Genomic DNA, 25232 nt, shown 5'->3' on the forward strand with positions numbered 1-25232 from the left:
CGGCCGGGCCGCCACCCCGTGCGCACGTCCGCTCGCCTTGTGTGTCCATTCCACTGCGCTGCGCGGACCTGGGATGGCAATCTGCTGAGCAGGAGAAAGCAGCAGTACGGAGCCGGAGGTGCACGTCCCGTGGCGTCCAATATCAATCCCACCGTCAGGCGGCGTCGGTTGGGCCAGGAGCTGCGCAGGCTCCGCGAGCTCAAAGGCATGACGGCGGAAGAGGTAGCCGAGCGCCTGCTCGTGTCGCAGTCGAAGATCAGCCGCTTGGAGAACGGGCGCCGCAGCATCAGCCAGCGGGACGTCCGTGACCTGTGCGGGGTCTACGAGGTCGAGGACCACCGTGTCGTCGATTCGCTGATGCAGATGGCCAAGGACTCCCGTCAGCAGGGCTGGTGGCACGCGTTTGGCGACATTCCGTACAGCGTCTACATCGGTCTGGAGACCGAGGCCGCCTCGCTGCGGGTGTACGAGTCGCTGCTCGTGCCAGGCCTGCTCCAGACGCCCGGGTACGCCGAGGCCGTCATTCCCGGCACGGTTCCCGAGCTGACCCAGGAGCAGCTCGACAAGCGCATCCAGGTGCGGATGCGGCGCCAGGACCGGGTCAACCACCCCGACAGCCCGCTGCGGCTGTGGGTGGTGCTGGACGAGAGCGCGCTGCGCCGGGTCGTGGGCAGCCACCTGATCATGCGCGAGCAGCTGGACCACCTCGTGGAGGTGAGCAATCTGCCCCATGTGACGGTGCAGGTGCTGCCGTACGACACGGGCGCGCACGCGGGCATGTCGGGGACGTTCTCGATCCTGGAGTTCGACGACGCGGCCGATTCGAGCGTGGTCTACATCGAGGGCGTCACCAGTGACCTGTACCTGGAGAAGACCAACGACGTGCACAAGTACACGATCATGTACGAGCATCTGCGGGCCCAGGCGCTGAGCGCGGACCAGAGCCGGGAGTTCATCGCCTCGGCGGCGAAGAAGCACGCGGACAGCATGAGCTGATTCCGGCCTGGATTCCGGCTGAATCCAGGATTCCGTCGAGCGGTTCGGCACCGTACACCGGGGCCCGGCCGCTTGAAAAGAGATCAAGAAATATGCCATTCGAATGGGTGAACTGCTCCTGCCCTCCGTGATGTTGGCGCGTAGCGTCGGCAGTACCGAATCCGCGGCAACGCGGTGCAACTCAGAGCGAGTCGGAGTGAACATGGCCATCAAGCCCAATTCCGCATTCTCCTGGACGAAGTCCTCGTACTCCGGTGGCAATGGCGCGTGCGTCGAGATCGCCGTACCGGCGCCCGCCGCCATCGCGGTCCGTGACTCCAAGGACCCCGACGGCCCCCGCCTCACGTTCGGCACCTCCGCATGGAGCACCTTCGTGGCGGGTGTGGGCAAAGGCGCGCACGACCTGACCTGATCCGGTCGACCGCATGGCACGAGCCGCTCGTGCCACACCGCATGAGGAGCACCACCCAGAGCCCTCTCGACTGGATCGCCGTCCCGGCCGAGGGGGCTCGGCCTCGTTCGGGGCCCGGACGGATCCGCCCGGGCCCCGCCCCTCCTCCCCCCGCCTCAGCGCAGTTCGTCCACGTATCGGTCGGTGCCCGGCACGGTGGGCAGGAACGGCGCGACCAGCTCCACCCGCCCCAGGCCCGCCGCCGTGACCTCCCCGTCCAGCCCTGTGAACCACGGTTCCCAGCAGGCGCGCGGGTCCTCCTGGAGGAACCACAGCAGTGTCAGCCGGGTGCCGGCGCCCTCGACCTGCCGCACGTACGGCATCCGGTCGCCGGGCAGCGGCACGGGCGTGAAGGCCGTCACCATGGCCGCGAGCGAGCCCGCCAGGCGGCGCGGCAGCCGTTCGTCGCGCAGCCACTCCAGAAGGGCGGCCAGGCCCCCGGGGTCCGGCGCGTCGACCACTTCGAGGACCAGTCCGGCGTACGGGTGGTCCAGCGCGTGGAAGTCGCGCGGGCCGCGCGCCCCGTCCCGGTAGACCGTGGCCGCGTGGTCCTGGAAGGCCGTGAAGACGTGCGTACGGTCGTGGTGGACCCGGCCGTCGCGGTTCAGCCGCCGGTTGACGGCGACGGTCCAGCGCAGGTGGTCGTCGTAGCGGCCTTCGGTGATCCAGTAGGTGGCGAGGTAGCAGCCCGCCGTGACCGGGCGGGCGACGGCGGACCGCGCCGGGTAGCGCAGGCGTCGCAGGTCGCGGGTGGCGACCCAGCGGCGGCCCGCGAAGATCCACGGCATGGCCATCGCGCCGGCGATGTAGTGGTCGTCCTCGTACCAGCGGTTGTAGGCGCGCTCGTGGCCGGGGTGCGGCTCGACCATGGTGATCAGCGCGTGCCCGGGGTGCACGCCGTACGGGCCGACGGCGGCCAGTTCGGCGTAGGTCTCGCTCCGGGTGTCCGCGGAGTCCGCGGCACCCGTGACGTCCGTGGTGTCCGTGCGCCCGTCCGTGCCGGGGTCGTGGGTCATGACACCCAGGTGTAGCTGACGCGGCGTCAGTTGAGGAGGGGTGCGGAGGGCGCCGGTTCACCATGCGGGCATTCCCGCGCGGCCGTGGCGCACCCGCCTAAACTCCATGCACCCTGCAACGAAGGGGCGGGGTGAGCCTTCGTGCGCCCTGCGACGCAGGCGGTACGACGACGGGAGAACGCCATGCCGGACGACATCCGACCCACCCCCGCGCTCGCGCCGCGCACGGCGCAGACCGGCGGTTCCCCCGTACGCGAAATTTTGGCCCTGACCGCCAGGCCCGAGGTCGTGTCCTTCGCCGGCGGGCTGCCGGCGGGCGAGCTGTTCGACACCGAGGGCATCGCCGCCGCCTTCCGGCACGTACTGGAAGAGGAACCGCGGCGCGCGCTCCAGTACTCGACGACCGAGGGCGACCCGGCGCTCCGCGCGGCGGTGGCGGCCCGGGTGAGCGCGCGCGGGCTCGCCACCGCGCCGGACGACCTCCTGGTCACCACCGGCTCGCAGCAGGGCTTGTCGCTGCTGGCCACGGCGCTGCTGGAGCCCGGCGACACGGTGCTGGTGGAGGACCCCTGCTATCTGGCGGCGCTCCAGGTCTTCTCCCTCGCCGGGGCGCGGGTGGTGCCGGTGCCGGCGGACGACGCGAGCGTGGACCCGGACGCGCTGGATGCGGTCGCGGCGCGCGAGCGGCCGAAGCTGCTCTATCTCGTGCCGACGTTCCAGAACCCGACGGGCCGGACGCTGCCCGCCGGGCGGCGCGCCGCGGTGGCCCGGGTCGCGGCCCGGCGCGGGCTGTGGATCGTCGAGGACGACCCGTACGGCGAGCTGCGCTTCGAGGGCGAGCCGGTGCCGTACCTCGCCGGGTTCCCGGGTGCCGAGGACCGTACGGCGCTGCTCGGGTCCTTCTCCAAGATCGTGGCGCCGGGGCTGCGGCTGGGCTGGCTGCGCGCGCCGGCCGGGTTGCGCCGCGCCTGCGTGATCGCCAAGCAGGCGGCGGACCTGCACACCTCCACGGTCGACCAGGCGGCGGCCGCCCGGTACCTGGCGGGTCCTGGCCTGGAAGCCCACTTGGAGCGGGTGCGCGGCGCCTACCGCGCGCGGCGGGACGCCCTGGTGGACGGGCTGGGGGCGGCACTGCCGGAGGGTTCGCGCTGGAACCGCCCGGAGGGCGGGATGTTCGTGTGGGCGACGATGCCCGCCGGTCACGACGCGACGGCGCTGCTGGCCGAGGTCGTACGGCACGACGTCGCGTACGTGCCGGGGGCACCCTTCTACGCGGGCCCGGCGGATCCGGGCACCATGCGGCTGTCGTTCGTGACGCATCCCCCGGAGGAGATCCGGGAGGGGCTGCGGCGGCTGGCGAAGACGCTGCGGGCGCCGAGCTCGTAGCGATGGCAGGCTCCCGGCCGTAGCGATGGCAGGCTCCCGGCCGTAGCCATGACGCGCCCTCGGCCGTAACCTGACGGCCCGTCATGTACGGCGGCGAGGGACCCGGCCGGGGAGGCGCGCATGCTGCTGCGGGACAAGACCGTCGTGGTGTCGGGCGTCGGCGCCGGACTCGGCCACCAGGTGGCGCTGGCATGCGCGCGGGACGGCGCTTCGGTGGTGCTCGGCGCCCGTACGGAGTCCCGCCTTGCCGAGACGGCGGCGCTGGCCGACCCGTCGGGTGAGCGCGTCGCCTGGCGGGTGACGGACATCGCGGACGAGGACCAGTGCGCGGCGCTGGCCGCGCTCGCCGCCGAGCGGTTCGGCGGCATCGACGCCGTCGTCCACGTGGCCGCGCTGGACTCGCACTTCGGCGGGCTGGCGGACGCCGACTTCGAGACCTGGCGCCGGGTCGTGGACGTCAACCTCTTCGGCACCCTGCGCATGACGCGCGCCTGCCTGCCGTCGATGACGGAGCGCGGCGGCGGGTCGGTGGTGTTCGTCGGGACGCAGTCCTCGGTCGCCGCGCCGTCCGAGGTGCGGCAGGCCGCGTACGCGGCTTCCAAGGGCGCGCTGGTCTCGGCGATGTACTCGCTCGCGCGCGAGCTGGGGCCGCGCCGCATCCGGGTGAACACCGTGCAGCCGGGCTGGATGTGGGGCCCGCCGGTCGAGGCGTACGTCCGGTACGCGGCGGACGCCGAGGGCGTACCGGAGTCCGAGGTGCTGGGCCGGCTCACCGCGCGGATGGCGCTCCCCGAGATGGCGACGGACGCCGACGTCGCGCAGAGCGCGGTCTTCCTGGCCTCCGACCGGGCGCGGGCGATCACCGGCCAGTCGCTGCTGGTGAACGCCGGTGAGGTCATGCGCTAGCGGCCGGCCAGGCCCTGCCGACGCCACCCGTAGTCGTTCGCCGCGCTGACAGCCGTTCACATCCTTGACCGCCCGCACCCTTGACCGTCCCTCCTCACGAGCGGTTCAATCCCCGAAGTCCCCGCTCACGCAGGGGAACCCGCCCCGCGGACCGTACGCCGACGTGTCTCCCCGTTCACAAGGCGGACCCCTGGAGGGGACATGGACAGTCTCGACTGGGCCGTGCTCGTCGGCTACTTCGGCGTGATGGTCGCGATCGGCGTGTGGTCCCACAAGCGCGTGGACGACGTCTCCGACTTCTTCACCGCGGGCGGCCGGATGCCCTGGTGGCTGTCCGGCATCTCGCACCACATGTCGGGCTACAGCGCGGTGATGTTCACCGGTTACGCGGGCATCGCCTACCAGTACGGCGTCACGTCCTACGTCACCTGGTCCTTCCCCATCGCGGTCGGCATCGCCATCGGTGCCCGGCTCTTCGCCGGACGCCTGAACCGGCTGCGCTCGCGCCTGCACGTCGCCTCGCCGCTGGAGTACCTCAAGAGCCGCTACAACCTGCCCACGCAGCAGGCGCTCGCCTGGTCGGGCGTGCTGCTGAAGATCGTGGACGTGGGCGCGAAGTGGGCGGCGATCGCCACCCTGCTGTCCGTCTTCACCGGCCTCACCCTGAACCAGGGCATCCTGATCACCGGAGTCGTCACCGGCGTCTACTGCACGGTCGGCGGCCTGTGGGCGGACGCGCTCACCGAACTGGGACAGTTCGTCATCCAGTTGCTGGCGGGCGTCGCGATGCTGGTCACCGTGCTGGCCGAGCTGGGCGGCGTCAGCGCGCTGTGGACGGTGTGGGACCGGCTGCCGGACAGCCACGCGCAGCCGACGGCCGGCCCGTACACGCTGACGTTCCTGCTCGCGTACCTCTTCATCAAGACGTTCGAGTACAGCGGCGGGATGTGGAACCAGGCGCAGCGCTACATGGCCACCCGCAGCGCCCGCGAAGCGCGGCGCTCGGCACGGCTGTCAGCGGCCCTGTGGTTCGTGTGGCCTGCGGTGCTCTTCTTCCCCATGTGGGTGGCGCCGCTGCTGGTGAAGGCGCGGAAGCCGGACGCGTCGGACTCCTACGCGCTGCTCACCAAGCACCTCCTGCCGCACGGCCTGCTGGGTCTGGTGGTCGTCGGCTTCTTCTCGCACACGATGGCCATGTGCTCCTCCGACGCCAACGCGATCTCCGCCGTCTTCACCCGCGACATCGCCCCCGCGCTGCCGAAGCTGGGCGCGAAGGCGGCCGCCTGGTCGCACCGGGCGGGCCTGCTGGCCGCGCGCCTGTCGACCGTCGCCTTCCTCGCCCTGTCGATGGCCGTCGCCACCCAGGTCGACTCCCCCACGTTCAAGGACATCATCACCGTCGTCATCAAGTGGGTGGCGGGGCTGGTGGGGCCGATCTCGATCCCGTTCCTGCTGGGCATGGTGCCGCGGTTCCGGCGGTCGGGGCCGACCGCGGCGCTGGTGTCGTGGGCGGCGGGCCTGTTCGCCTTCTGGCTCGCCAACTACGGCCTGTCCGGTGTCCGCCTCCAGGCCCAGATCGTCGCACCGGTGGCGACCTCGCTGGTCCTGTACGTTCTCGTCGGCTTCCTCAAACCGGAGGACACGCCGGAGCGGGACGCGGTGCTGGCCCGCATCAACTCCGGCGACGACGGGGACGAGGACGGCGCCGCCGGTGGCGCGGGCGCCGCCCGCACGGCGGCCGGGCCGGTCGGCGGGCCCGGCCACCGTGCGGCACGGCCGTGAGCTACTTCGTGTAGCCGATGTGCTCGTACGTGATGTCCGCCATGCCCTGCGCCCCGAGGTTGGCCAGGTTCTTCTTGGCCGCGGTGATCTCGGGGAGCTGGTAGGTGGGCAGCACGCCCGCGAGCCGCCACGCCTCCGCGTCCGCCTCGTTCACGGCCTCCAGGGCCGCGGCCGGGTCGGTGCTGCTGCCGGCCTTCGCCAGCAGCCCGTCCAGCTTGGCGCTGCCGACCTTGGAGTTGTTGCTGCCGCCGTCGCTGGCGTAGATGTTGCTGGACCCGGTCGCGGAGAACGGCGTACGGGAGAAGCTGTAGGGCGCCACGTCGAAGTCGCCCGGGGTCACGTACTTGTCGAAGAACTCGTTGACGGGCACCGTCCTGATGTCCAGCTGTACGCCGACCTGGGCCCACATCTGGGTCAGGATGGTGGCCTCGTTCTTCGACGCGGGCTGGCCGGTGGGGATGACGAAGCGCAGCTTCAGCTCCTCGCCGCCCTTCTTGCGGATCTTCCCGTCGAGTTTCCACCCCGCGGCGTCCAGCATGCGGCCCGCGGCCTCGGGGTCGTACGCGCCGAGGTCGCCCGCGTTGTCCCGGTAGCCCTTCTGGTTGGGCACGAGGAAGTGGTTGTTCAGCGGCTTGGCCTCCCAGTTCAGGCCCTTGACGCCGGACTTCACGAGCGTGGCGCGGTCGGTGGCCTTGAACAGCGCCTTGCGCACGTTCGGGTCGCTGAGCCTGGGGCTCTTGCCGTTGAACGTCAGATGCCGGTAGTTGGGCCCGCCGGCTTCCCGTATCTCACCCGACGTGACCCCCGACGCCTGCTTGTAGGCGGCGGCGCCGGCGTTCAGGTCGAAGTAGTCGATCTCGCCGTTGGCGTAGGCGGCGGGCATCGACTCGGTCGTCATCGCATGGAAGACGATCTTGTCCAGTTTGGGCTTGTCGCCCCACCACGCCGGGTCGGGCACCACGGTGACGGTCTGCGCGGTCTTGTCGATGCCGGCGAGCTTGTACGCGTTGGCGGTGACCGGGACCTGGTTGAGGTAGCCGGTGGTGAAGCCCTTGGCGTCGGCCATGTACTTCGCCGGGTAGAGCGGGGTGTTGTTGGGCGCGGCGAACAGGGCGCGCCAGTCCGCGTACGGCTTGTCGAAGGTCAGGACGGCCTCGTAGTCGTCCTTGCCCTTGCGCACGGACGACACGTCCTCGTACCCGGCCGGTGACCCGACCTTGAACGCCGCGTCCTTGCTGCTCATGGCCCGTACGTTGGCCTCCAGGTCCCGGTAGGTGACCGGAGTGCCGTCGGACCACTTCGCCTTGGGGTTCAGGTGGTACGTGACGACCTGCTTGCCGCCCTCCGTACGGGCGTCGGCGTCCAGCAGGAACGCCTTGTTGGGCACCTGCTCGCCGTTGGGCGCCGAGTGCCACAGCGACGGCATCAGGGCCTCGATGACAACGTTGGTGGCGGCCTGGTTGCCGTCCGTCTCCATCTCGTTGAACTGCACGGGGAACTGGTCGATCGCCCAGTTCAGCGTGCCGCCCTGCGTGAGCTGCGCCGGGTCGGTCTTGTTGATGTCCAGTGCGGTGGTCTTCGGCGCTTTCGTCGCCTTGCCGCCACCGTCCTCGCCGCCCGAACCGCCGCAGGCGGTCAGCGCTAATGACGACACCGCGACGGTGGCGACGAGGGCGAGCGGAACTCTGTTGGGCTTCATTGCGGAGACATTCCCTTTCTCGACTGGACTGACGAAAGCACAGGGACGCGCGGCACAGGAGGGGTTCTTCAGCCTCCTCCCGGCGGCTTCGCGTAGTGGCAGGCCGCCTCGTGCCCGTCCGCCACGGGCCGCGGCGGCGGATCCTGCTCCCGGCAGCGCCGCCGCTCCGGCGCGCCGAGCGCCGCGTACAGCGGGCAGCGGCCCCGGAAGCGGCAGCCGGACGGCACGTCGGCCGGGCTCGGCAGGTCCCCGCCGAGCAGGACGCGGGTGCGGGCCCGCTCCTTGCGCGGGTCGGGCAGCGGTACGGCGGACAGCAGGGCCTGCGTGTACGGGTGCGACGGCGCCGCGAAGACCGCCGCGCTGTCCCCCGACTCCACGATGCGGCCCAGGTACATCACCGCGATCCGGTCGGCGGTGTGCCGCACGACGGACAGGTCGTGGGCGACGAGGAGATAGCTCAGGCCCAGCCGGGCGCGCAGGGTGTCCAGGAGGTTGAGGACACCGGCCTGTACGGAGACGTCGAGGGCGGAGACCGGCTCGTCGAGGACGAGCAGCCGGGGTTCCAGGGCGAGGGCGCGGGCGATGGCGATGCGCTGGCGCTGGCCGCCGGAGAACTCCCGCGGGTAGCGGTCGGCGTGCCCGGCGTCGAGGCCGACCGTCTCCAGGAGTTCGGGGACGCGGGCGGCGATCCGGTCCTTGGGCCAGCGGTGGGTGCGCAGCGGCTCGGCGAGGATGTCGCCGGCGGGCATCCGCGGGTCGAGGGCGGCCGTCGGGTCCTGGAAGACGATCTGGAGGTCGCGGCGCAGGCTCCTGCGGCCGGCCCGGTCCAGGTCCCGTACGTCCTGGCCGAAGAGCCGGACGGTGCCCGCCTGCCCGGCCGCCAGGTCCATGATCTCCATCAGGGTGGTGGTCTTGCCGCACCCGGACTCGCCGACCAGGGCGAGCGCCTCCCCTTCCCGTACGGCGAAACTGATGCCGTCCACGGCCCGCACGGCCCCGACGGTCCGCTTGACGAACGTGCCACGGGTCAGCGGGAAGTGTTTGACGAGGCCGTCGACTTCGAGCACGACTCGCGGGGTGGGGGGCGGGGGTGAGGGCGGGAGTGGGGGTGGGGGTGGGGGTGGGGGTGGGGCGGTTGTTGGCGGGTGCGCCTGGGTAATCCCCCGGTGGGGGGATGCGTGCGTTCGATTCGCCCCCGTAGGCGCGCGCCCCGCGAAGAGGCCCGCCCGCGGCAGCGTCCCCGCGCCGATCTCCTCGCTCCGGTGGCAGGCGACGGTGTGCCCGCCGCCCACGGCGGGGGCCGGCGCGGGCTCGGTCTCCCGGCAGCGGTCCACGGCGACGGGGCAGCGCGGCGCGAAGGGGCAGCCGGGCGGCAGGGCGGACAGCGACGGCGGTGCGCCGGGGATCGGCACCAGCGGCTCGCCCACGGGGCCGTCCAGGCGCGGCGTGGCGCCCAGCAGGCCGATCGTGTACGGCATCCGGGGCCGGTAGTAGATCTCGTCCACGGTCCCGGACTCCACCGGCCGCCCCGCGTACACGACCTGCACCCGGTCCGCGAACCCGGCGACCACCCCCAGGTCGTGGGTGATCAGGACGATCGCGGCGCCGGTCGCCTCCCTGGCCGTCCTGAGCACGTGCAGGATCTGCGCCTGGACGGTGACGTCCAGGGCGGTGGTCGGCTCGTCCGCGACGATGACCCGCGGTTCGTTGGCGATGGCCATGGCGATGACGGCGCGCTGCCGCATCCCGCCGGAGAACTCGTGCGGGAAGGCGTCGGCGCGGCGGTGCGGGTCGGGGATGCCGACGAGGTCCAGGAGTTCGACGGCGCGCGCACGGGCGGCCTTGCGGCTGAGGTCCTGGTGGACGCGGAGCGCCTCGACCAGCTGGGTGCCGATGCTGTAGACGGGCGTGAGGGCGGACAGCGGGTCCTGGAAGACCATGCCGATGCCGTTGCCGCGTACCTCGGAGAGCGCGGCGTCGCCGAGGCCGAGCAGTTCCCGGCCGTCCAGTTCGACGGAACCCCGTACCCGGGCGCCGTCCGGCAGCAGCCCGAGGACGGCCTGCGCGGTGGCGGACTTGCCCGCGCCGGACTCCCCGACGATGCCGAGGACCTCGCCGGGCCGTACGACGAAGCCCAGGCCGCGTACGGCGTGCACCGGGCCGCTCTCGCCGGGGAAGGTGACGTGCAGGTCGGTGACCCGGAGGGCGGGGCGTGCGGCCGTGACGGTGGGGTCGGTGTGCGGTTCGGTCACCGGTGGCCTTTCGTGGCCGCGCCGCCCGCTGTACGGGGCGTACGCCGCTTGGCGCGGGCCTGTGCGCCCGCCGCGTCGGGGTCCAGCGCGTCGCGCAGCCCGTCGCCGATGAAGGCGAGGGAGACGCCGATGAGCACCAGGCAGCCGGCGGGGAAGAAGAACAGCCACGGGTAGCTCGCGGCCATGTTGGTGTTGTCGGCGATGACCGTGCCCAGGGACACGTCGGGCGGCTGCACGCCGAACCCGAAGTACGACAGGCCGCTCTCGCCGATGACCGCGGCCCCGGCCTGGATGACCGCCTCGACGATCAGCAGCGAGGACAGGTTGGGGAGGATGTGCCGGAAGATGACGACCGGCGCGGGTACGCCCATGTACCGGGCGGCCTTGACGTACTCGCGTTCCCTGAGGGTGAGCGTCACGCTGCGCACCACCCGGCCGGTGATCATCCAGCTGAAGGCGGCCAGCAGGACGACGAAGACCGGCCAGCCGGAGCCGCGTACGAGCGGCGACAGTACGGCGACGATCAGGAAGGCGGGCATGACGAGCAGCAGGTCGACGCATCCCGTCAGGACGCGGTCGGTCCAGCCGCCGAAGTAGCCGGCGAAGGCGCCGGCCACGGCCGACAGGAAGGTGGAGAGTACGCCGACGAGAACGCCGATGACCAGGGACTTCTGGAGGCCGCGCAGGGTGAGCGCGTACAGGTCGAGGCCGCTTTGCGTGGTGCCCCACCAGTGTTCGGCGGACGGCCCGGACAGGAAGTTGAGGAAGTCGTGGGTGCGGTAATCCCAGGGGCTCAGCAGCGGGCCCGCGTATGCGGCGAGGAAGAGCAGGACCAGCAGCGCGAGGCCGCACAGGGCGAGCCGGTTGCGCGCGAAGCGGCGGGCGGTGAGGCGGGCCCGCGACGTACGGCGGGGGGCGGCGGCGCGGGTCACCGGACGCGTACCCGGGGGTCGAGGGCCGCGTACAGGAGGTCCGAGAACAGCCCCGCGACCAGTACCAGGGCGGCGGTGAACAGGCCGACGGCGGCAACCGAGTTGACGTCCTGCCGGGTGACCGAGTCGACGAGCAGTTCGCCCATGCCGTGCCAGCCGAAGGTCTTCTCCACGAAGGTGGCGCCGGCGAACAGCAGCACGATGTTGTAGACCAGCAGCGGTACGACCGGCAGGACCGCGGTGCGCAGCCCGTGCCGGAGCAGCGCCGTGCGGCGGCGCAGGCCCTTGGCGCGCGCGGTGCGCAGGAAGTCGGCGCCGAGCACGTCCAGCATGGTGCTGCGCTGGTAGCGGCTGTAGAGGGCGACCTGCACGACGATCAGGGTCAGTGCGGGCAGCAGCAGGTGCTGGGCGCGGTTGAGGAGGGCTGCGGGGTCCCAGCGGCCGGCGTACTGCGCGTCGTACTCGCCCAGCACTTTGATCGTCTGGGTGCCGTCGTTGAGCGCCGTGGCGCCGATCTTGAGCGCCACGCCGATGACGAAGACCGGCATGGCCAGCACGAAGAACGAGGCGAGGGTGGTGAACCGGTCGGAGAACCGGTACTGGCGGACCGCGCCGTACGCGCCGACGGCCACGCCGAGGGCCGAGCCGACCAGGGTCGCCAGGAACAGCAGCCGGGCACTGACGCCGACCCGGCGGCCGAAGTCGTCGTTGACCGAGTCGCCGTCGAGGGTCCGGCCGAGGTCGCCGTGTACGACGTCGCCCGCCCAGTGCGCGAAGCGGACCACCACGGGCGTGTCCGGGTTCATGTTGTAGTCGTCGAGGGTCCTGGTGACGGCGGCTTCCGGCAGCGGCGGGTTGCGGCCGTCGAACTTGGCCCGCGGGTTCAGGGCGAGCGCCGCCAGGAAGTACGTCAGGGACGCCGCCACGACCACCAGGACCAGGTACCCGGCCAGCCTGCGCAGCAGGTAGCGGCCCATGGTCTGTCTCCCCCTCGTACGCCTCGGCACGGGCCGCCCCCCGCGGCCCCCACGCTGTTCTCGCATGCGGAGGGCGGGTTTGTCGACCAAGACACCCCCAAAGCGGGGCATTGGGCGCGGCGTTGGGCACTCGGCGCTTCGCCGCGCACGCCCTTCACGCGCGGGGGTAGCGCTCCAGCCAGCCCGGTGCCGAGTTCCCCGGGCCGTGCAGGGCCGGGCCCTGCGTCATCTCCATGGCGAAGTCGTCGGCGAGCTGGAGGATGGTCGCCCGGCCCTCCAGTTCGGCCAGCCAGACTGGCGGCAGCGCCGTCTCGCCGTGCAGCGTGCCCAGCAGGTTGCCGCAGATCGCGCCGGTCGAGTCGCTGTCGCCGCCGTGGTTGACCGCCAGCAGCAGCCCGTGCCGGATGTCCTCGGCGACCAGCGCGCAATACACGCCGATCGCGAGCGCCTCCTCGGCCGTCCACCCCTCGCCCAGCGACTCCACGCGGGCGGGCGTCGGCATGCCCTGCCGTACGGCGCCCAGCGCCTCCTTGAGCGCGTCGCTGGTCTCCTCGTGGCCGGGCCGGGTGGCCAGGTGGGCGAGCGACTTCTGCACGGCGCCGTCCAGGTCCTCGCCGCGGGCCAGCGAGTGGGTGATCACCGCCATGGCGCCGGCGGCGAGGTAGCCGGTGGGGTGGCCGTGCGTCTGGGCGGCGCACTCGACGGCGAGCTGGAAGACCAGCTGCGGTTCCCAGCCGACCAGCAACCCGAACGGCGCCGACCGCATCACCGCGCCGCAGCCCTTGGACTGCGGGTTCTTGGGCTGCTCCAGGGTGCCCATCACGTCGTCGCCGAGCCCGGTCAGGCAGGCCCGTCCGGGGGCCCGCTGCGCGTACAGCCACTCCTCGCGCGCCAGCCAGCCGTCGTCCTTCTTGCGCTCGTCGGGGCCCCAGTCGCGCTGGGTGGCGGCCCAGCGCAGGTACGCGCGGTGCACGTCGGTGGGCGGGTGCCAGGCGCCGGTGTCGCGGCGTACCTGGGCGCGGATCAGGCCGTCGACGGTGAACAGGGTCAGCTGGGTGTCGTCGGTGACGGTGCCGCGCCGCCCGTAGGCCGGTACGTAGTCCGTCACGCCCTCCTGGCCGTGGGCCTCGCGGATCGCGTCCAGCGAGTCGAACTCGATGCCCGCGCCGAGCGCGTCGCCGATCGCCCCGCCCAGCAGGCAGCCCCGTACCCGGCTGCGGAAGTCCTGCTGTTCGGCCCGGCCCCAAATGGCGGCGCCGCCTGTCGCTGTGCTCACGTCGTCCCCTCCCCGTGCACCGCAACTTTCCTTACGGGGCCCTTACTCTCCCCCGTCGCAGCACTGTAATCGACCAAGAAGGGTCAACTTTGAGCACGGAACGCTATGTGATCAGTCACCTCGGCGGAGGCTTTTGATCACACCGGTTCCGATCAGCACACGCGTGCCCCCTGCGTACCGAGGTCATGCGACCCGCGCTCCCTGGGCATGCTCCCCCCATGCCCGAGTACGAGTGGGACCGCACCGCCATGGCCGTCGTCGCCTGCGCCCTGGCCGGCGACAGCGACGGTGCCGTGGAGCTCCTCCGGCCGCTCTCCCAGCGCGACGTGTGCCAGGTCACCGTCCGGTTGGCCGCGATGGCCGCCGACGCGCTCATCTCCGCGGCCGAGGACACCGGCGGCGACCGCGCCGAAGCGCTGGCCCAGTGGCAGCAGTGCATCCTCCAGCACGAGGCGGAGGCGGAGTTCGGGGACGGGTGAGGGCGGGGCCGGTCACGGTGGGGCGGGGGCCACCTCGGCCATCCTCCGCAGGAGTGCCTGGCGGAGGGCCGCCAGCCGTCCGGCAGTCGCAGCGTCCGGCTCCGGCATCAGCTCCGCGAGTTCCCGCACCCCGAACTCCGCCTCGGCTATGTCCTCCCACGCCGTACCGTCGCCCAGCAATGCGGCGGCTGCCGCCCGCGCCCCGCCCCAATCGCCGAGCGCGCATCTGCTGACGACGGCGACCCCGGCGGTCTTCGTGGGATCGATGCCGTACGGCGGCCGGATCCCCTCGGTTGCGTCCCGCAGCGCCTCCCAGGCGGACGCCGCGCCCCGTAGACCTGCGACCGCGCTCGTGAGCAGCGCGGTCTCGTGTCGCACCACCAGCCGGTCCGGCGCCAGAGCCGCGGCCGTACCGACAGCGTCCCGTGCTGCGTCCATCCGGTGCGCGCGGCGCAGGCACCCGGCCTTCTTCGCCAGAACGACGGCCCGGAAGGCGTCCGGTGCCACGGTGCGGTCGACGACGGCGAGCGCCCGGTCGCAGTCGGCAAGCGCCGCGTCCTCCGTCCCGTTCAGGAGGTGGGCCTCGGCGCGGCGGGAGAACGTCCACGTGGTCGCCGTCCCGTGGCCGACGGCCCGGTCCAAGTCGGCCAACGCCGCATCGAGCCGCCCCGTCACCAGGCGGAGGCTTCCCCGGGCCCCGTACGCCCACGCGTACCCCGGGTTGACGACCAGCGCCCGGTCGAATTCCGCCAGTGCCTCGGTGTGCCGGTCCATCGCCCAGTAGGCCATGCCCCGCTCGGCCATCGCCCAGGCGTAGTCGGGGCGCAGCTCTATGGCGTGTGCCAGGCCCGCCAGCGCTTCCTCGGGGCGGCCCAGCCGCCGCAGGCAGACGGCGCGGCTGCCGTGGGTCTGGGCGTGCCGCGGGTCCAGTTCCAGTGCCTGGTCGAACACGGTGATGGCGTGCTCGTGCCGGCCCATGAGCCGGTGGGCCTCGCCGAGTTGGAAGGCGGCGGTCACCAGTCCGGGGTCGAGGTCTCTGGCGCGGGCGAAGTCCTCGGCCGCACGCTCGAAGTCACGCAGGTAGCGGTGGGTCAGGCCGCGGCCGACCAGCGCGTGGGTGTCGTCCGGGGCCAGTTCGAGGCTCCGGTCGTAGTCGGCGAACGCCCGCTCCCAGGACTCCGCCTTACGGTGTTCACGGCCGCGGAGGCGGTGGACGAGCGCCTGCTGCGGCCCGTCGAGGCCGGGCCGGGCCAGCAGCGCCGTCAGGGCTCGTACCAGCCCGCCCGGCCCGTCCAGGGCGTCCGTCAGCCGGTCGCCCCAGTCGCGTACCTCCGGTGCGTCCCCGTCCTCGCCGGCCTGCCGAACGGTTTCCGCGACCAGGCGTACGGCGGGCGGTTCGTGGTGTGCCGTGGCGAGGACCTCGGAGAGGGCGATCGGCAGAGCGGCCCGGAAATCGGTACAGAGCAGGTGATAGACCTCGCGTAGCCGCAGCTCCCGCCATCTCTCGTCCCGGTGGCAGGCGCGCGCGTCCCGGCCGCCCGCGCACTGCTCCTGCGCCCGCCGCGCCGCCTCCGCCAGCCGCCCGTGCCGTTCGGCCCAGGCGCGCGGGGACCGGCGCCGCTGGAGGCGCAGCATCGCCGTACGGACCACCTCGTGGTACTGCCACCGGCCACCGCGGCCGGTGACGAACGGCAGCGCGCACAGCCGGTCGAAGTGGTCAGCGGCGGCCGCGTCCACCGCTTCCCGGTACACGTCCTCGTCCAGGGTGCGCGGCAGGGCGGCGGCCAGCGCCGCGTCTCTGCGCACCGGGTCGGTCTCCCACTTGAGGAAGCGTTCGACGGCGGTGTCGCTGGGGTCGTCCACGGCCTCCGCGGCGTGCGGGCGGCTCCCGGCGAGGGTGGAGACGAGCACCGGGAGGCGGCCGGAGAGCCGCAGGATGGCGTCCACGGTGTCCGCGTCCGTGACGTCCTTGGCTGCCAGGAACTGCCGTGCCTCGGCTTCCGTGAAGGTGTCCAGTGGCAGGTCGGCGACGTGGTCGAGGTGGTCGGCCCAGCAGCGCCGGTCCAGCGCGTCGCGGCCGGAGAGCGTGACCATGACGTTCGGCGCGAGCGGCCCGTGGCGGTCGCTGAAAAGGATGTCGCGCAGCCAGGTGTCCAGCAGCGGCCCGGTCCGCTCGTACGTGTCGAAGAAGAGGGCCAGTACGGGCACGGCGTCGGCGGCGTCGCCCAGTTCCCGTACGAAGACCGGGGTCAGCACCTCGACCGGCGAGAGGACCAGCCGTACGTCGTCGTGGTTGCGCAGCCGGGCGCCGATCCGGCTGCGGAGCCGGTCGGTGCCGCGGGCGAGCTGGGTGGTGTCCACCGCGCCGGCGAGGGGCCCGATGCCGGGGAGCAGGCCGATGCCGGTCACACCGGCCCTGGCGAGGAACGTGCTGCCGGGCGAGGGCGCCGCCTCGTCGCCCGGTTCGTCGGGTCCGGCGAAGGCCGCCTCGGCCTCGTGCCGCCGCTCCCGGTAGGTGGCCAGCAGCTTGTCGAAGGCCTTCAGGGGGCTGCCCTGGCGGCCCAGCCGGGCGCTGATCTCGGCCATCGCCTCCGGGACGCTGTGCACCGACTCGTCCGTGTATACGGTCAGCGCGCCGTGCTCGCGTGCCATCTGCTCGAAGCGCCGGGCCAGGGAGGTCTTTCCGACGCCGCCCTGGCCGTGCAGGTGGTGCAGGAACCGGAAGCCCGGTTCGTCCGGGTCACGGGCGAGGTTGGCGCGGAACGCGGCGAGTTCGCCGTCCCGGCCGACGAAGCCGTCCTGGTGCCGGGCGCGGATCAGCTCCTGGCGCGAGAGCCGCCTGCGGTCCACCGCTCACCTCCCGGGGCCGCGCTCCCCCGGCGGGCTCCGGGCGTAACCGTAGCGGAGGCGGCCGGGCGAGGGGCCCGGCCGCTACGCCCGCGCTACTCCACCACCGGCAGCAGCTCCGGCAGGTGCCCGTCCGAGGCGTGCGCCGCCGCCTCGCGCTCGGCGGGGACCGGCCCGTACGTCGTCGTGCGGGCGCGCGACGGGCGGCCCGCGGCGTCCGCGATGGCGACCAGGTCCTGGATGGAGCGGTACGACCCGTAACCGGAGCCCGCCATACGGGAGATGGTCTCCTCCATCAGCGTGCCGCCGAGGTCGTTGGCTCCCGAGCGGAGCATCTCGGCGGCGCCTTCCGTACCCAGCTTCACCCAGCTGGTCTGGATGTTGGGGATGTGCGGGTGGAGCAGGACGCGGGCCATGGCCGTCACGGCGCGGTTGTCGCGGGTGGTGGGGCCGGGGCGGGCGATGCCGGCCAGGTAGACGGGCGCGTTGGTGTGGATGAACGGCAGCGTCACGAACTCCGTGAACCCGCCGGTCTCCTGCTGGATCTCCGCGAGCAGCCGCAGGTGGCCGAGCCAGTGCCGGGGCTGGTCGACATGGCCGTACATCATCGTCGAGGACGAGCGGATGCCCAGCTCGTGGGCGGTCTTGACGACCTCGACCCAGGTGGCGGTGGGCAGCTTGCCCTTGGTGAGCACCCAGCGGACCTCGTCGTCGAGGATCTCGGCGGCGGTGCCGGGGATGGTGTCCAGGCCGGCTGCCTTGGCCTCGCTCAGCCACTCGCGGATGGACAGGCCGGTGCGTGTCGCGCCGTTGACGACCTCCATCGGCGAGAAGGCGTGGACGTGCATGCCGGGGACGCGTTCCTTGACGGCGCGCGCGATGTCGAAGTACGCGGTGCCGGGCAGGTCGGGGTGGATGCCGCCCTGCATGCAGACCTCCACCGCGCCGACGTCCCATGCCTGCTGGGCGCGGTCGGCGACCTGGGAGAGGGAGAGGGTGTAGGCGTCGGCGTCCGTGCGGCGCTGGGCGAAGGCGCAGAAACGGCAGCCGGTGTAGCAGACGTTGGTGAAGTTGATGTTGCGGGTGACGATGTACGTGACGTCGTCGCCGACCGTGGCGCGGCGCAGGTCGTCGGCGATGCCGCACAGCGCGTCCAGCGCCGGGCCGTCGGCGTGCAGGAGGGCCAGCGCCTGGTCGTCGGTGAGCTTGGTCGGGTCGTCGGCGGCCTGCGCCAGGGCGGCGCGGACATCCGTGTCGATCCGCTCGGGCGCCATGCCGGGCGCCGCGGCCTCGCGCAGCGCGTCCCAGTCGCCGTACACCTCGTCGAAGTCGTCGCGCCGGTCGGCGGTGCGGCCGTCCGTGTCGATGGTGCGGTGCAGGTCCGTACGGCCCGCCGCGCTCATCGAGAAGCCCTCGTCGGGCTCCTGCCAGGGGCGGCCCTCGACCACGGCGTCCTCGCGGGCGAGGCCGGTCTCCGGGTCGGCCAGCGCGCGGACGTGCGGCAGCAGGCGCGGGTCGAGCCACGGCTCGCCGCGCTCGACGTACTCCGGGTAGACGGCCAGCCGCTCGCGCAGCACGAAGCCCGCGGCGGCGGACTTCTCGGCCAGCTCCTCGATCATGGGCCACGGCCGCTCGGGGTTGACGTGGTCGGGCGTCACCGGGGAGACGCCGCCCCAGTCGTCGATGCCCGCGTCGATGAGCAGCGCGTACTCGGAGTCGACGAGGTTGGGCGGCGCCTGGAGGCAGCCGGACGGGCCGAGGATGTGCCGGGCGACGGCGACGGTGGCGGCCAGGTCCTCCAGCTCGGCGTCCGGCATGCCGCGCATCGCCGTGTCCGGCTTGGCGCGGAAGTTCTGCACGATGACTTCCTGGATGCCGTGGTAGGCGCGCTGCACCTTGCGGAGCGCGAACAGCGACTCGGCGCGCTCCTCGTAGGTCTCGCCGATGCCGATGAGCAGGCCGCTGGTGAACGGCACGTTGGAGCGCCCGGCGTCCTCCAGGACGCGCAGCCGCACGGCAGGCTCCTTGTCGGGCGAGCCGTAGTGCGGGCCGCCGGGCTCGCTCCACAGGCGCTCGGCGGTGGTCTCCAGCATCATGCCCATCGACGGGGCGACCGGCTTGAGCGTCTGGAAGTCCGTCCACGACAGCACGCCCGGGTTCAGGTGGGGCAGCAGGCCTGTCTCCTCCAGGATGCGGATGGCGATCGACCGTACGTAGGCGATGGTGGAGTCGTACCCCTCGGCCTCCAGCCACTCGCGGGCCTCGGGCCAGCGGTCCTCCGGCTTGTCGCCGAGCGTGATCAGCGCTTCCTTGCAGCCCAGTTCGGCGCCGCGGCGGGCGATGTCCAGCACCTCGTCGGGAGACATGAACATGCCGTGGCCGGCGCGGCGCAGCTTGCCGGGGACGGTCACGAACGTGCAGTAGTGGCACTTGTCGCGGCACAGGCGCGTCAACGGGATGAACACGCTTTTGGAGTACGTGATGACACCGGGACGCCCGGCGGCCTCCAGGCCGGCGTCGCGCACCCGGGCCGCGGAGGCGCACAGGTCCCGCAGGTCGTCGCCGCGCGCCTGGAGCAGCACCGCGGCCTCCCCGACGTCGAGCGCGACGCCGTCGCGGGCGCGCTTGAGGGCGCGGCGCATGGCGTTGGCGGTGGGGGCGGTGGCGGAAGAGGGGGTGTTGGTGGGGACCGCCACCCGGTCCGTCCCCTGCCCGGGTACCTGCGCGCTGCTAGTCATCCAACGAGCATACGAGCGTCCACCGACAGCGCCGCAGACCGATCGCCCCGGTGCGGTGTGCCACTGATCACGTCATTCGGAGGTTCCCTCCGGAGGCAGCGCGGGCAGACGGTGCGGGACGGGTGCGCCCGCCCCGGCCCCCCGTCACAGGTACTGCGCGTACTCGTCCAGCGTCCGCAGCACCTCCGCCTCCCCCGCCGACGGCACACCCGCCACCACCTCCGTCACCCCCAAGTCCCGCAGCCGGGCCAGCTTCCCGGCCGACGGCTGCACCGCGTACGGCACCACGACCGGCTCACCGTCCCGGCCCGCCGCCGCCCACGCCCGCCGCAGCGCCTCCAGCGACTCGCCCAGCCCCGCCCCGCCGATCGGCAGCCAGCCGTCCGCGAACTCCGCGACACTCGCGAAGAGCCGGGGCCCGGCCGAGCCGCCGAGCAGCGTGCGCGGCGCGCCCTTGACCGGCTTCGGGTGCGCCAGGCTGGCCCGTACCGAGGCGAACCGCCCCTCGTACGCGGTCGGCTCCTCCGCCCACAGCGCGCGCATCACCAACATCCGCTCCCGGACCAGCGCGCGCCGCGTCGACCACTCCACCCCGTGATCCGCGGCCTCCTCCACGTTCCAGCCGTAGCCGACCCCGAGCGTGAAACGCCCGCCGGAGAGGAAGTCCAGCGTCGCCACCTGCTTGGCCAGCGCGATCGGGTCGTGCTGCGCGACGAGCGTGACGCCGGTGGCGACCGTCAGCCGCTCGGTCACGGCGGCCGCCTGGCCCAGCGCCACGAACGGGTCAAGGGCGCGCCCGTACTCCCGCGGCAGCGGCCCGCCCATCGGCGCGGGCGTGTCCCGGCTGACCGGGATGTGGGTGTGCTCCGGGAGATACAGCCCGGCGAAACCGCGCTGCTCCAGCTCCCGCGCCAGCCGGTCCGGCCGGATCGTCTCGTCGGTCAGGAAAATGGTGATCGAGATCCGCATGCTGGGCGTACCTCCGCGTCGGCAGTGCACCCTTCCTACCCCCGGGGGCGGGCAGCGTCCACGAGGCGCCGGGGGGACGGCCGGAACACGCCACACGAGAGCGTCTCCGCCCCGCCGTCTTCCCTTGTCCGCCCGTTCACGCCTCAATACGAGGGTGCCACCACGCAGGTCCCTCCCCGCCGACCCCGGAAGCGGTGACCCATGTGCGACGACGACAGAACCAGCGGCCCGCCCGGACGCCGTGCGCTCCTGGTGACGGGAGCCGCCGCCGCGCTTACGTTGAACGGTGTGAGCTTCGCGGCGGCCGACGCAGGCGGCGGGACAGGCCGGGACGGCGGCCGGACCGGCGAGGACCGGCACACGGAGACCCGGAAGGTCGCCGGACGGCTGCCCCTCGGCGCACCCGACTACGTCTACCTCCCCGTCGAAATCCCCCACGGCGTACGCGAGATCGCCGTCTCCTACACCTACGACCGCCCCGCCACCCCGCCCGGCACCGCGGGCAACGCCTGTGACATCGGCATCTTCGACGAGCGCGGTACGGAACTCGGCGGGCGCGGCTTCCGCGGCTGGTCGGGCGGCGCGCGCACGGAGTTCTTCCTGCGCGCCGACGACGCCACCCCCGGCTACCTCCCCGGCCCGGTCAACGCGGGCACCTGGCACATCGCCCTCGGCCCGTACACCGTCGCCCCCCAGGGCCTCGCCTACGAAGTCACCATCACCCTCCACTACGGCCCCGGCGCCGAGCCCCGCCCCCCTGCCTACCCGCCCCACCGCGCCAAGGGCCGCGGCCGAGCCTGGTACCGAGGCGACAACCACCTCCACTCCGTCTACTCCGACGGCAAGCGCACCCCCGCCCGGATCGCCGCCCTCGCCCGCGCCGCCGGCCTGGACTTCATCACCACCACCGAGCACAACACCACCGCCTCGCACCGGGCGTGGGAAGGGCTCTGGGGCGACGACCTCCTCATCCTCACCGGCGAGGAAGTCACCACCCGCAACGGCCACGTGGTCGCCATGGGCACCGACCCCGGCGTCTTCATCGACTGGCGCTACCGCGCCCGCGACGACGCCTTCCCCCGCTTCGCCCACCGCATCCGCCGCGCGGGCGGCCTCGTCGTCCCCGCCCACCCGCACGCCACCTGCATCGGCTGCAACTGGAAGTTCGGCTACGAAGAAGCGGACGCGGTCGAAGTCTGGAACGGCCCCTTCACCCTCGACGACGAGGTGGCCATCGCCGAATGGGACAACGCCCTCGCCGCACACACCCACGGCCGGGGCCCCTTCCTCCCCGCCGTCGGCCACAGCGACGCCCACCGCGACCCGGACGTGATCGGCCTCCCCCAGACCGTCGTCCTCGCCGACGACCTCTCCCGCGAAGCGATCCTCACCGGCATCCGAGCCGGCCGTGCCTACCTCGCCGAAGCCTCCTCCCTCACCCTCACCTTCACCGCCACCGGCCCCAAGGGCGAACACGCCACCATCGGCGACCGCCTCCCCGTACGCGACTCCACCCCCGTCACCGTCCGCCTCGATGCAACCGGCGCCCCCGCCGGCTGCACAGCCCGCATCCTCACCGACCAGGGCCAGCTCTTCACGGCCCCCCTCCCCGCCTCCGGCACGGTCACCTGGCACACCACCCCGGCCAACGCCACCTACGTACGCGCCGAGGTCCGCCACCCGGCCACCACCCCCGGCGTCCCCGGCCCAATGGCCGCCATGACCAACCCGATCTTCCTGGGCCGTCCCACGTAAAGCCCCCACTCAACGCCGCCACGCGCATCCGCCCCTCAACACCGCCACGTAAAATGGCACCATTCCCCCCACCGAGGAGCCCGCCCCATGCCGCCGCGCACCGTCCTGATCCTCCAGCACGTCGAGGTCGAGAGGCCCGGCCTGATCCTGGACGCGCTGGACGGCAGCGGCCTCGACGTCGACATCCGCAACCTGATCGACACCCCGGGCGCGGCGGCGGGCGACCTCCCGCCGGTCTCCGACCTCGCGGGGCTCGTCGTCATGGGCGGCCCCATGAACGCCGACGACCTGGCAGGCCACCCCGCACTGAAGCTGGAGCTCGACCTCCTGACCGAGGCGCTGCGGTCCGGAACCCCGATCCTGGGCATATGCCTGGGCGCCCAGCTCCTCGCCCGCGTCCAGGGCATGGCCGTGCGCACCAGCGCCCAACACGGCCTGGCCAACGAGATCGGCTGGGCCCCCCTGCACGACGTGGACCGCGACGACCCGGTCGTCGGCCCGCTGGCCGACGCCCCCGCCGTACTCCACTGGCACGGCGACCGCATCGAGCCCGCCCCCGGCACCCGCGTCCTGGCCCGCACCGCCACCACCGAATGCCAGGCCTTCCGCGCCGGCCCGGCCGCCTGGGGCCTCCAGTTCCACCTGGAAGTCACCCCCGCCCTCCTGGACGAATGGCTCGCCGACCCGTCCTTCACCACCGAAGCCGAGGAAGCCCTGGGCCCCAACGCAGTACCCCACCTACAAGCCACCGCCCGGGCCGCCGCCGCACCCCTACACCCCCTGGCCCTCCAAAGCCTGACCCACCTACGCACCCTCTTCCTGGAACACGCGGGCCTCTAGGGGAAGGCCAAGGCACGCAGCCTTCGTCCGGCCCCTCACTCCTCATCGCCTCACCCCCTCGCCCTCCCCGTCTCCGGAATCCGATCCGGGAAGTACCCCAGAAGGTGATCGGCGACATGGGCGACATAACCGAGGTACGTAAGGCTGCTACCCGTATGCGTCCAGGTCAGAGCTGACCGGGCACGCGCGACCGTGTCGCAGCCCCGCCCCCATTCCAGCGACGCGCACGGCAGCCGTCGCACATACTCCTCAACCAACGGGATCAGCGCCGACAGGATCGCGCGCGCCTCGCCCATCAGGTGCTCCGTGTCCTCCTTGGCCGAACAGACCCTTACCTGTTCCTTGATCACGCTCACGGTGCGGCGCGCCGCCTCGAAGTCGACACCCTGCGGCGTCGAACTCCCGCAATCCTGCGCATCCATGCCCTCACCACAGCTCTCTCGTTACCCGAGTACCGCGCCACCTGGTCGTGGTGGCCCGTCCGTCCACAGAGGTAACCCTGTGTGGTGACCTCGCGGGTACCGTGGGAGGCGGGCGTGAAGATGAAAGCCATGAAAGCTGCCGGGAGTTGACCATGGCGACCAGTGGGCGCACACCGAACACGAGCCTCACCCGCCTGCTCCGGCAGGCCGCGTGGACCGAGCAGCAGTTCGCCAACGCAGTGAACCGCGCGGGAGCGGAGGCGGGGCTCCCCCTCCGCTACGGACAGTCGGCCATCGCCCACTGGCTCTCCGGCACCATGCCGAAGCCGCAGGTCCGGCCCATCATCCTGGAGGCACTGGCCAGACGCCTCGGGCGCCCGGTCACCCACGTCGAGTCCGGCTTTCCCCCTCCGCAGGCCGGAGCGGAACCCGCCAGCCACTCGGCCGTCGAAGAGTTGCTCGACATGAGCCGCGACGACATGGATCCGTCCCGCAGGGGCGTCCTGCAAGCCGGCCTGTATTCAGCCGCCCTTGCCGTGCCGCTCTTCTCGGATCTCGCGGGGCGGGCCGGGGCGGCGGCGCGGCCGGGCAGGGCCGGCCGCGTGGGCCCGCCGCAGGTCGAAACGGTGCGGGCGGTGACCGACCGGGTCGCCGATGTCCTCGACGAGTTCGGGGGCGGCCACGCGCGGCCGATGGCGGCGGCGTTCCTGGTGAATTCGGTCGGCCCCTGGCTGACGGCGCCCGCGACGGAGCGAGTGCGCCACGACCTGCTCGCGGCCGCTGCGGACCTGACCTATCTCACCGGCTGGATGGCGATGTACGAGCGGGCACACGGTCTCGGGCAGCGCTACTACGTCAAAGCCCTGCACCTGGCCGGCGAGGCCGGGGACCACCTCACGTACTGCCGCACGCTGCGCGGCATGTCCCTGCAAGCGTCCAGCCTCGGCTACGGCGCGAAGGCCCTGGAACTGGCCGACTCGGCGGCGACCGCCGCCCCCGCGGCCGGGCCGCGCCTGGTGGCATTCCTCCGCGGCCAGCAGGCACACGCCGCTTCGATGACCGGCGACCGTCACACGGCCATCACCCGGCTGCGGGAGGCGGAGACGGCGCTCTCCAAGGCGGATTCCCGGCGCGAGTCGATCGGCGGTTACGACGCCTCCGCTTACCTCTTCCACGTCGCGCACGTGCTGTACGAGTTCAAGGACTTGCCCGGTTCGGTCAACGCGTTGCACAGCTCGTTGAAAGCCCAGCCCCGCCAGGAACGCCAGGGCCGCGTCCACTTCCACGCCCTGCTCGCACAGCGCCAGTTCGAACTGGGTCACCTCGACGCGGCGTGCGCGACGTGGCACCGCTTCCTGGACGACTACACGGAAATCTCCTCCGCCAGAGGCGACGCCCACTTCGCAACCATGCGCACCCGTATCCGCCCGCATCACCGCGCCAGGTCCGTACGCACCCTGAGCGAACGAGCCCGGAACGTGGCAGCGATGAAGGTCTGAACGCCGCACC

The 25232-nt window shown here is 72.6% G+C and carries 19 protein-coding genes; 9 read left to right on the top strand and 10 right to left on the bottom strand.

What is annotated here, in order from left to right; all coding sequences use genetic code 11:
* Positions 1 to 129: 129 nt before the first annotated feature.
* Both ACH4OW_RS19155 and ACH4OW_RS19160 read left to right on the top strand, forming a co-directional pair.
* Positions 130 to 996 (top strand): helix-turn-helix transcriptional regulator, encoded by an 867-nt coding sequence (locus tag ACH4OW_RS19155; RefSeq protein WP_360129626.1) that lies wholly within the window; start codon positions 130 to 132, stop codon positions 994 to 996.
* Between the two features lie 202 nt (positions 997 to 1198).
* Positions 1199 to 1408, top strand: coding sequence for a DUF397 domain-containing protein (locus ACH4OW_RS19160; protein ID WP_360129629.1), 210 nt, complete (start codon positions 1199 to 1201; stop codon positions 1406 to 1408).
* A gap of 155 nt (positions 1409 to 1563) precedes the next feature.
* On the opposite strand, the gene ACH4OW_RS19165 is transcribed toward ACH4OW_RS19160, so the two are convergent.
* Positions 1564 to 2463, bottom strand: coding sequence for a hypothetical protein (locus ACH4OW_RS19165; protein WP_398029110.1), 900 nt, complete (start codon positions 2461 to 2463; stop codon positions 1564 to 1566).
* A gap of 183 nt (positions 2464 to 2646) precedes the next feature.
* Between ACH4OW_RS19165 and ACH4OW_RS19170 the strand changes: the two genes are divergently transcribed.
* From ACH4OW_RS19170 to ACH4OW_RS19180, 3 genes are all read left to right on the top strand, one after another.
* Positions 2647 to 3849, top strand: a complete 1203-nt coding sequence (locus ACH4OW_RS19170; protein ID WP_398029112.1) for a PLP-dependent aminotransferase family protein — start codon at positions 2647 to 2649, stop codon at positions 3847 to 3849.
* A 120-nt stretch (positions 3850 to 3969) separates the two neighbouring features.
* Complete coding sequence (locus tag ACH4OW_RS19175) at positions 3970 to 4755, top strand: SDR family oxidoreductase (RefSeq protein ID WP_398029114.1); 786 nt, start codon at positions 3970 to 3972, stop codon at positions 4753 to 4755.
* Between the two features lie 201 nt (positions 4756 to 4956).
* Positions 4957 to 6537 (top strand): sodium:solute symporter family protein, encoded by a 1581-nt coding sequence (locus ACH4OW_RS19180; RefSeq protein ID WP_360129640.1) that lies wholly within the window; start codon positions 4957 to 4959, stop codon positions 6535 to 6537.
* 1 nt (position 6538) lies between these two features.
* Here the strand turns inward: ACH4OW_RS19180 and ACH4OW_RS19185 are convergent, their stop codons facing one another.
* The 5 genes from ACH4OW_RS19185 to ACH4OW_RS19205 all read right to left on the bottom strand — a co-directional run bounded on the left by ACH4OW_RS19185 (position 6539) and on the right by ACH4OW_RS19205 (position 13673).
* Positions 6539 to 8236 (bottom strand): ABC transporter family substrate-binding protein, encoded by a 1698-nt coding sequence (locus ACH4OW_RS19185; protein ID WP_360129643.1) that lies wholly within the window; start codon positions 8234 to 8236, stop codon positions 6539 to 6541.
* 68 nt (positions 8237 to 8304) lie between these two features.
* Positions 8305 to 10488, bottom strand: a complete 2184-nt coding sequence (locus tag ACH4OW_RS19190) for a dipeptide ABC transporter ATP-binding protein (RefSeq protein ID WP_398029117.1) — start codon at positions 10486 to 10488, stop codon at positions 8305 to 8307.
* Positions 10485 to 11420 (bottom strand): ABC transporter permease, encoded by a 936-nt coding sequence (locus ACH4OW_RS19195; RefSeq protein ID WP_398029119.1) that lies wholly within the window; start codon positions 11418 to 11420, stop codon positions 10485 to 10487. Before ACH4OW_RS19195 ends, ACH4OW_RS19190 begins: the two co-directional genes overlap by 4 nt.
* On the bottom strand, positions 11417 to 12397 hold the full coding sequence (locus tag ACH4OW_RS19200; protein WP_360129652.1) for an ABC transporter permease: 981 nt from the start codon (positions 12395 to 12397) through the stop codon (positions 11417 to 11419). Before ACH4OW_RS19200 ends, ACH4OW_RS19195 begins: the two co-directional genes overlap by 4 nt.
* 154 nt (positions 12398 to 12551) lie before the next feature.
* Positions 12552 to 13673 carry an ADP-ribosylglycohydrolase family protein gene (locus ACH4OW_RS19205; protein WP_398029120.1) on the bottom strand — a complete coding sequence of 374 codons (1122 nt, stop codon included), beginning with the start codon at positions 13671 to 13673 and terminating at the stop codon, positions 12552 to 12554.
* Between the two features lie 218 nt (positions 13674 to 13891).
* On the opposite strand from ACH4OW_RS19205, the gene ACH4OW_RS19210 reads away from it, so the two are divergent.
* A complete protein-coding gene (locus tag ACH4OW_RS19210) occupies positions 13892 to 14152 on the top strand; it encodes a hypothetical protein (RefSeq protein ID WP_360129658.1) in 261 nt (86 codons plus the stop codon).
* A gap of 12 nt (positions 14153 to 14164) precedes the next feature.
* Here ACH4OW_RS19210 and ACH4OW_RS19215 read toward each other — a convergent pair whose 3' ends face one another.
* From ACH4OW_RS19215 to ACH4OW_RS19225, 3 genes are all read right to left on the bottom strand, one after another.
* Positions 14165 to 17002: a tetratricopeptide repeat protein gene (locus ACH4OW_RS19215; RefSeq protein ID WP_398029122.1), complete on the bottom strand. Its 2838-nt coding sequence runs from the start codon at positions 17000 to 17002 to the stop codon at positions 14165 to 14167.
* Positions 17003 to 17094: 92 nt separating this feature from the next.
* Positions 17095 to 19737, bottom strand: a complete 2643-nt coding sequence (locus ACH4OW_RS19220; RefSeq protein WP_398029124.1) for a bifunctional FO biosynthesis protein CofGH — start codon at positions 19735 to 19737, stop codon at positions 17095 to 17097.
* Between the two features lie 144 nt (positions 19738 to 19881).
* Positions 19882 to 20706, bottom strand: a complete 825-nt coding sequence (locus ACH4OW_RS19225; protein WP_398029126.1) for an LLM class F420-dependent oxidoreductase — start codon at positions 20704 to 20706, stop codon at positions 19882 to 19884.
* Between the two features lie 201 nt (positions 20707 to 20907).
* Between ACH4OW_RS19225 and ACH4OW_RS19230 the strand changes: the two genes are divergently transcribed.
* Both ACH4OW_RS19230 and ACH4OW_RS19235 read left to right on the top strand, forming a co-directional pair.
* Positions 20908 to 22461, top strand: a complete 1554-nt coding sequence (locus tag ACH4OW_RS19230; protein ID WP_398029128.1) for a CehA/McbA family metallohydrolase — start codon at positions 20908 to 20910, stop codon at positions 22459 to 22461.
* Positions 22462 to 22548: 87 nt separating this feature from the next.
* Complete coding sequence (locus ACH4OW_RS19235; RefSeq protein WP_398029130.1) at positions 22549 to 23301, top strand: type 1 glutamine amidotransferase; 753 nt, start codon at positions 22549 to 22551, stop codon at positions 23299 to 23301.
* A 50-nt stretch (positions 23302 to 23351) separates the two neighbouring features.
* Here the strand turns inward: ACH4OW_RS19235 and ACH4OW_RS19240 are convergent, their stop codons facing one another.
* Complete coding sequence (locus ACH4OW_RS19240) at positions 23352 to 23723, bottom strand: hypothetical protein (RefSeq protein ID WP_398029132.1); 372 nt, start codon at positions 23721 to 23723, stop codon at positions 23352 to 23354.
* A 152-nt stretch (positions 23724 to 23875) separates the two neighbouring features.
* Here ACH4OW_RS19240 and ACH4OW_RS19245 point away from each other — a divergent pair, with 152 nt between their 5' ends.
* Positions 23876 to 25222 (top strand): hypothetical protein, encoded by a 1347-nt coding sequence (locus tag ACH4OW_RS19245; RefSeq protein WP_398029134.1) that lies wholly within the window; start codon positions 23876 to 23878, stop codon positions 25220 to 25222.
* Positions 25223 to 25232: the final 10 nt, after the last annotated feature.

Origin of the sequence: Streptomyces sp. NPDC017056 (assembly GCF_044332485.1) — a bacterium.
In the GTDB taxonomy this organism is placed as follows: domain Bacteria; phylum Actinomycetota; class Actinomycetes; order Streptomycetales; family Streptomycetaceae; genus Streptomyces.

Coding starts and splice junctions, on each gene's coding strand:
- ACH4OW_RS19160 (WP_360129629.1), top strand. CDS start 1,199: ATGGCCATCAAGCCCAATTCCGCATTCTCCTGGACGAAGTCCTCGTAC.
- ACH4OW_RS19165 (WP_398029110.1), bottom strand. CDS start 2,463: ATGACCCACGACCCCGGCACGGACGGGCGCACGGACACCACGGACGTC.
- ACH4OW_RS19170 (WP_398029112.1), top strand. CDS start 2,647: ATGCCGGACGACATCCGACCCACCCCCGCGCTCGCGCCGCGCACGGCG.
- ACH4OW_RS19175 (WP_398029114.1), top strand. CDS start 3,970: ATGCTGCTGCGGGACAAGACCGTCGTGGTGTCGGGCGTCGGCGCCGGA.
- ACH4OW_RS19180 (WP_360129640.1), top strand. CDS start 4,957: ATGGACAGTCTCGACTGGGCCGTGCTCGTCGGCTACTTCGGCGTGATG.
- ACH4OW_RS19185 (WP_360129643.1), bottom strand. CDS start 8,236: ATGAAGCCCAACAGAGTTCCGCTCGCCCTCGTCGCCACCGTCGCGGTG.
- ACH4OW_RS19200 (WP_360129652.1), bottom strand. CDS start 12,397: ATGGGCCGCTACCTGCTGCGCAGGCTGGCCGGGTACCTGGTCCTGGTG.
- ACH4OW_RS19210 (WP_360129658.1), top strand. CDS start 13,892: ATGCCCGAGTACGAGTGGGACCGCACCGCCATGGCCGTCGTCGCCTGC.
- ACH4OW_RS19220 (WP_398029124.1), bottom strand. CDS start 19,737: ATGACTAGCAGCGCGCAGGTACCCGGGCAGGGGACGGACCGGGTGGCG.
- ACH4OW_RS19225 (WP_398029126.1), bottom strand. CDS start 20,706: ATGCGGATCTCGATCACCATTTTCCTGACCGACGAGACGATCCGGCCG.
- ACH4OW_RS19230 (WP_398029128.1), top strand. CDS start 20,908: ATGTGCGACGACGACAGAACCAGCGGCCCGCCCGGACGCCGTGCGCTC.
- ACH4OW_RS19235 (WP_398029130.1), top strand. CDS start 22,549: ATGCCGCCGCGCACCGTCCTGATCCTCCAGCACGTCGAGGTCGAGAGG.
- ACH4OW_RS19240 (WP_398029132.1), bottom strand. CDS start 23,723: ATGGATGCGCAGGATTGCGGGAGTTCGACGCCGCAGGGTGTCGACTTC.
- ACH4OW_RS19245 (WP_398029134.1), top strand. CDS start 23,876: ATGGCGACCAGTGGGCGCACACCGAACACGAGCCTCACCCGCCTGCTC.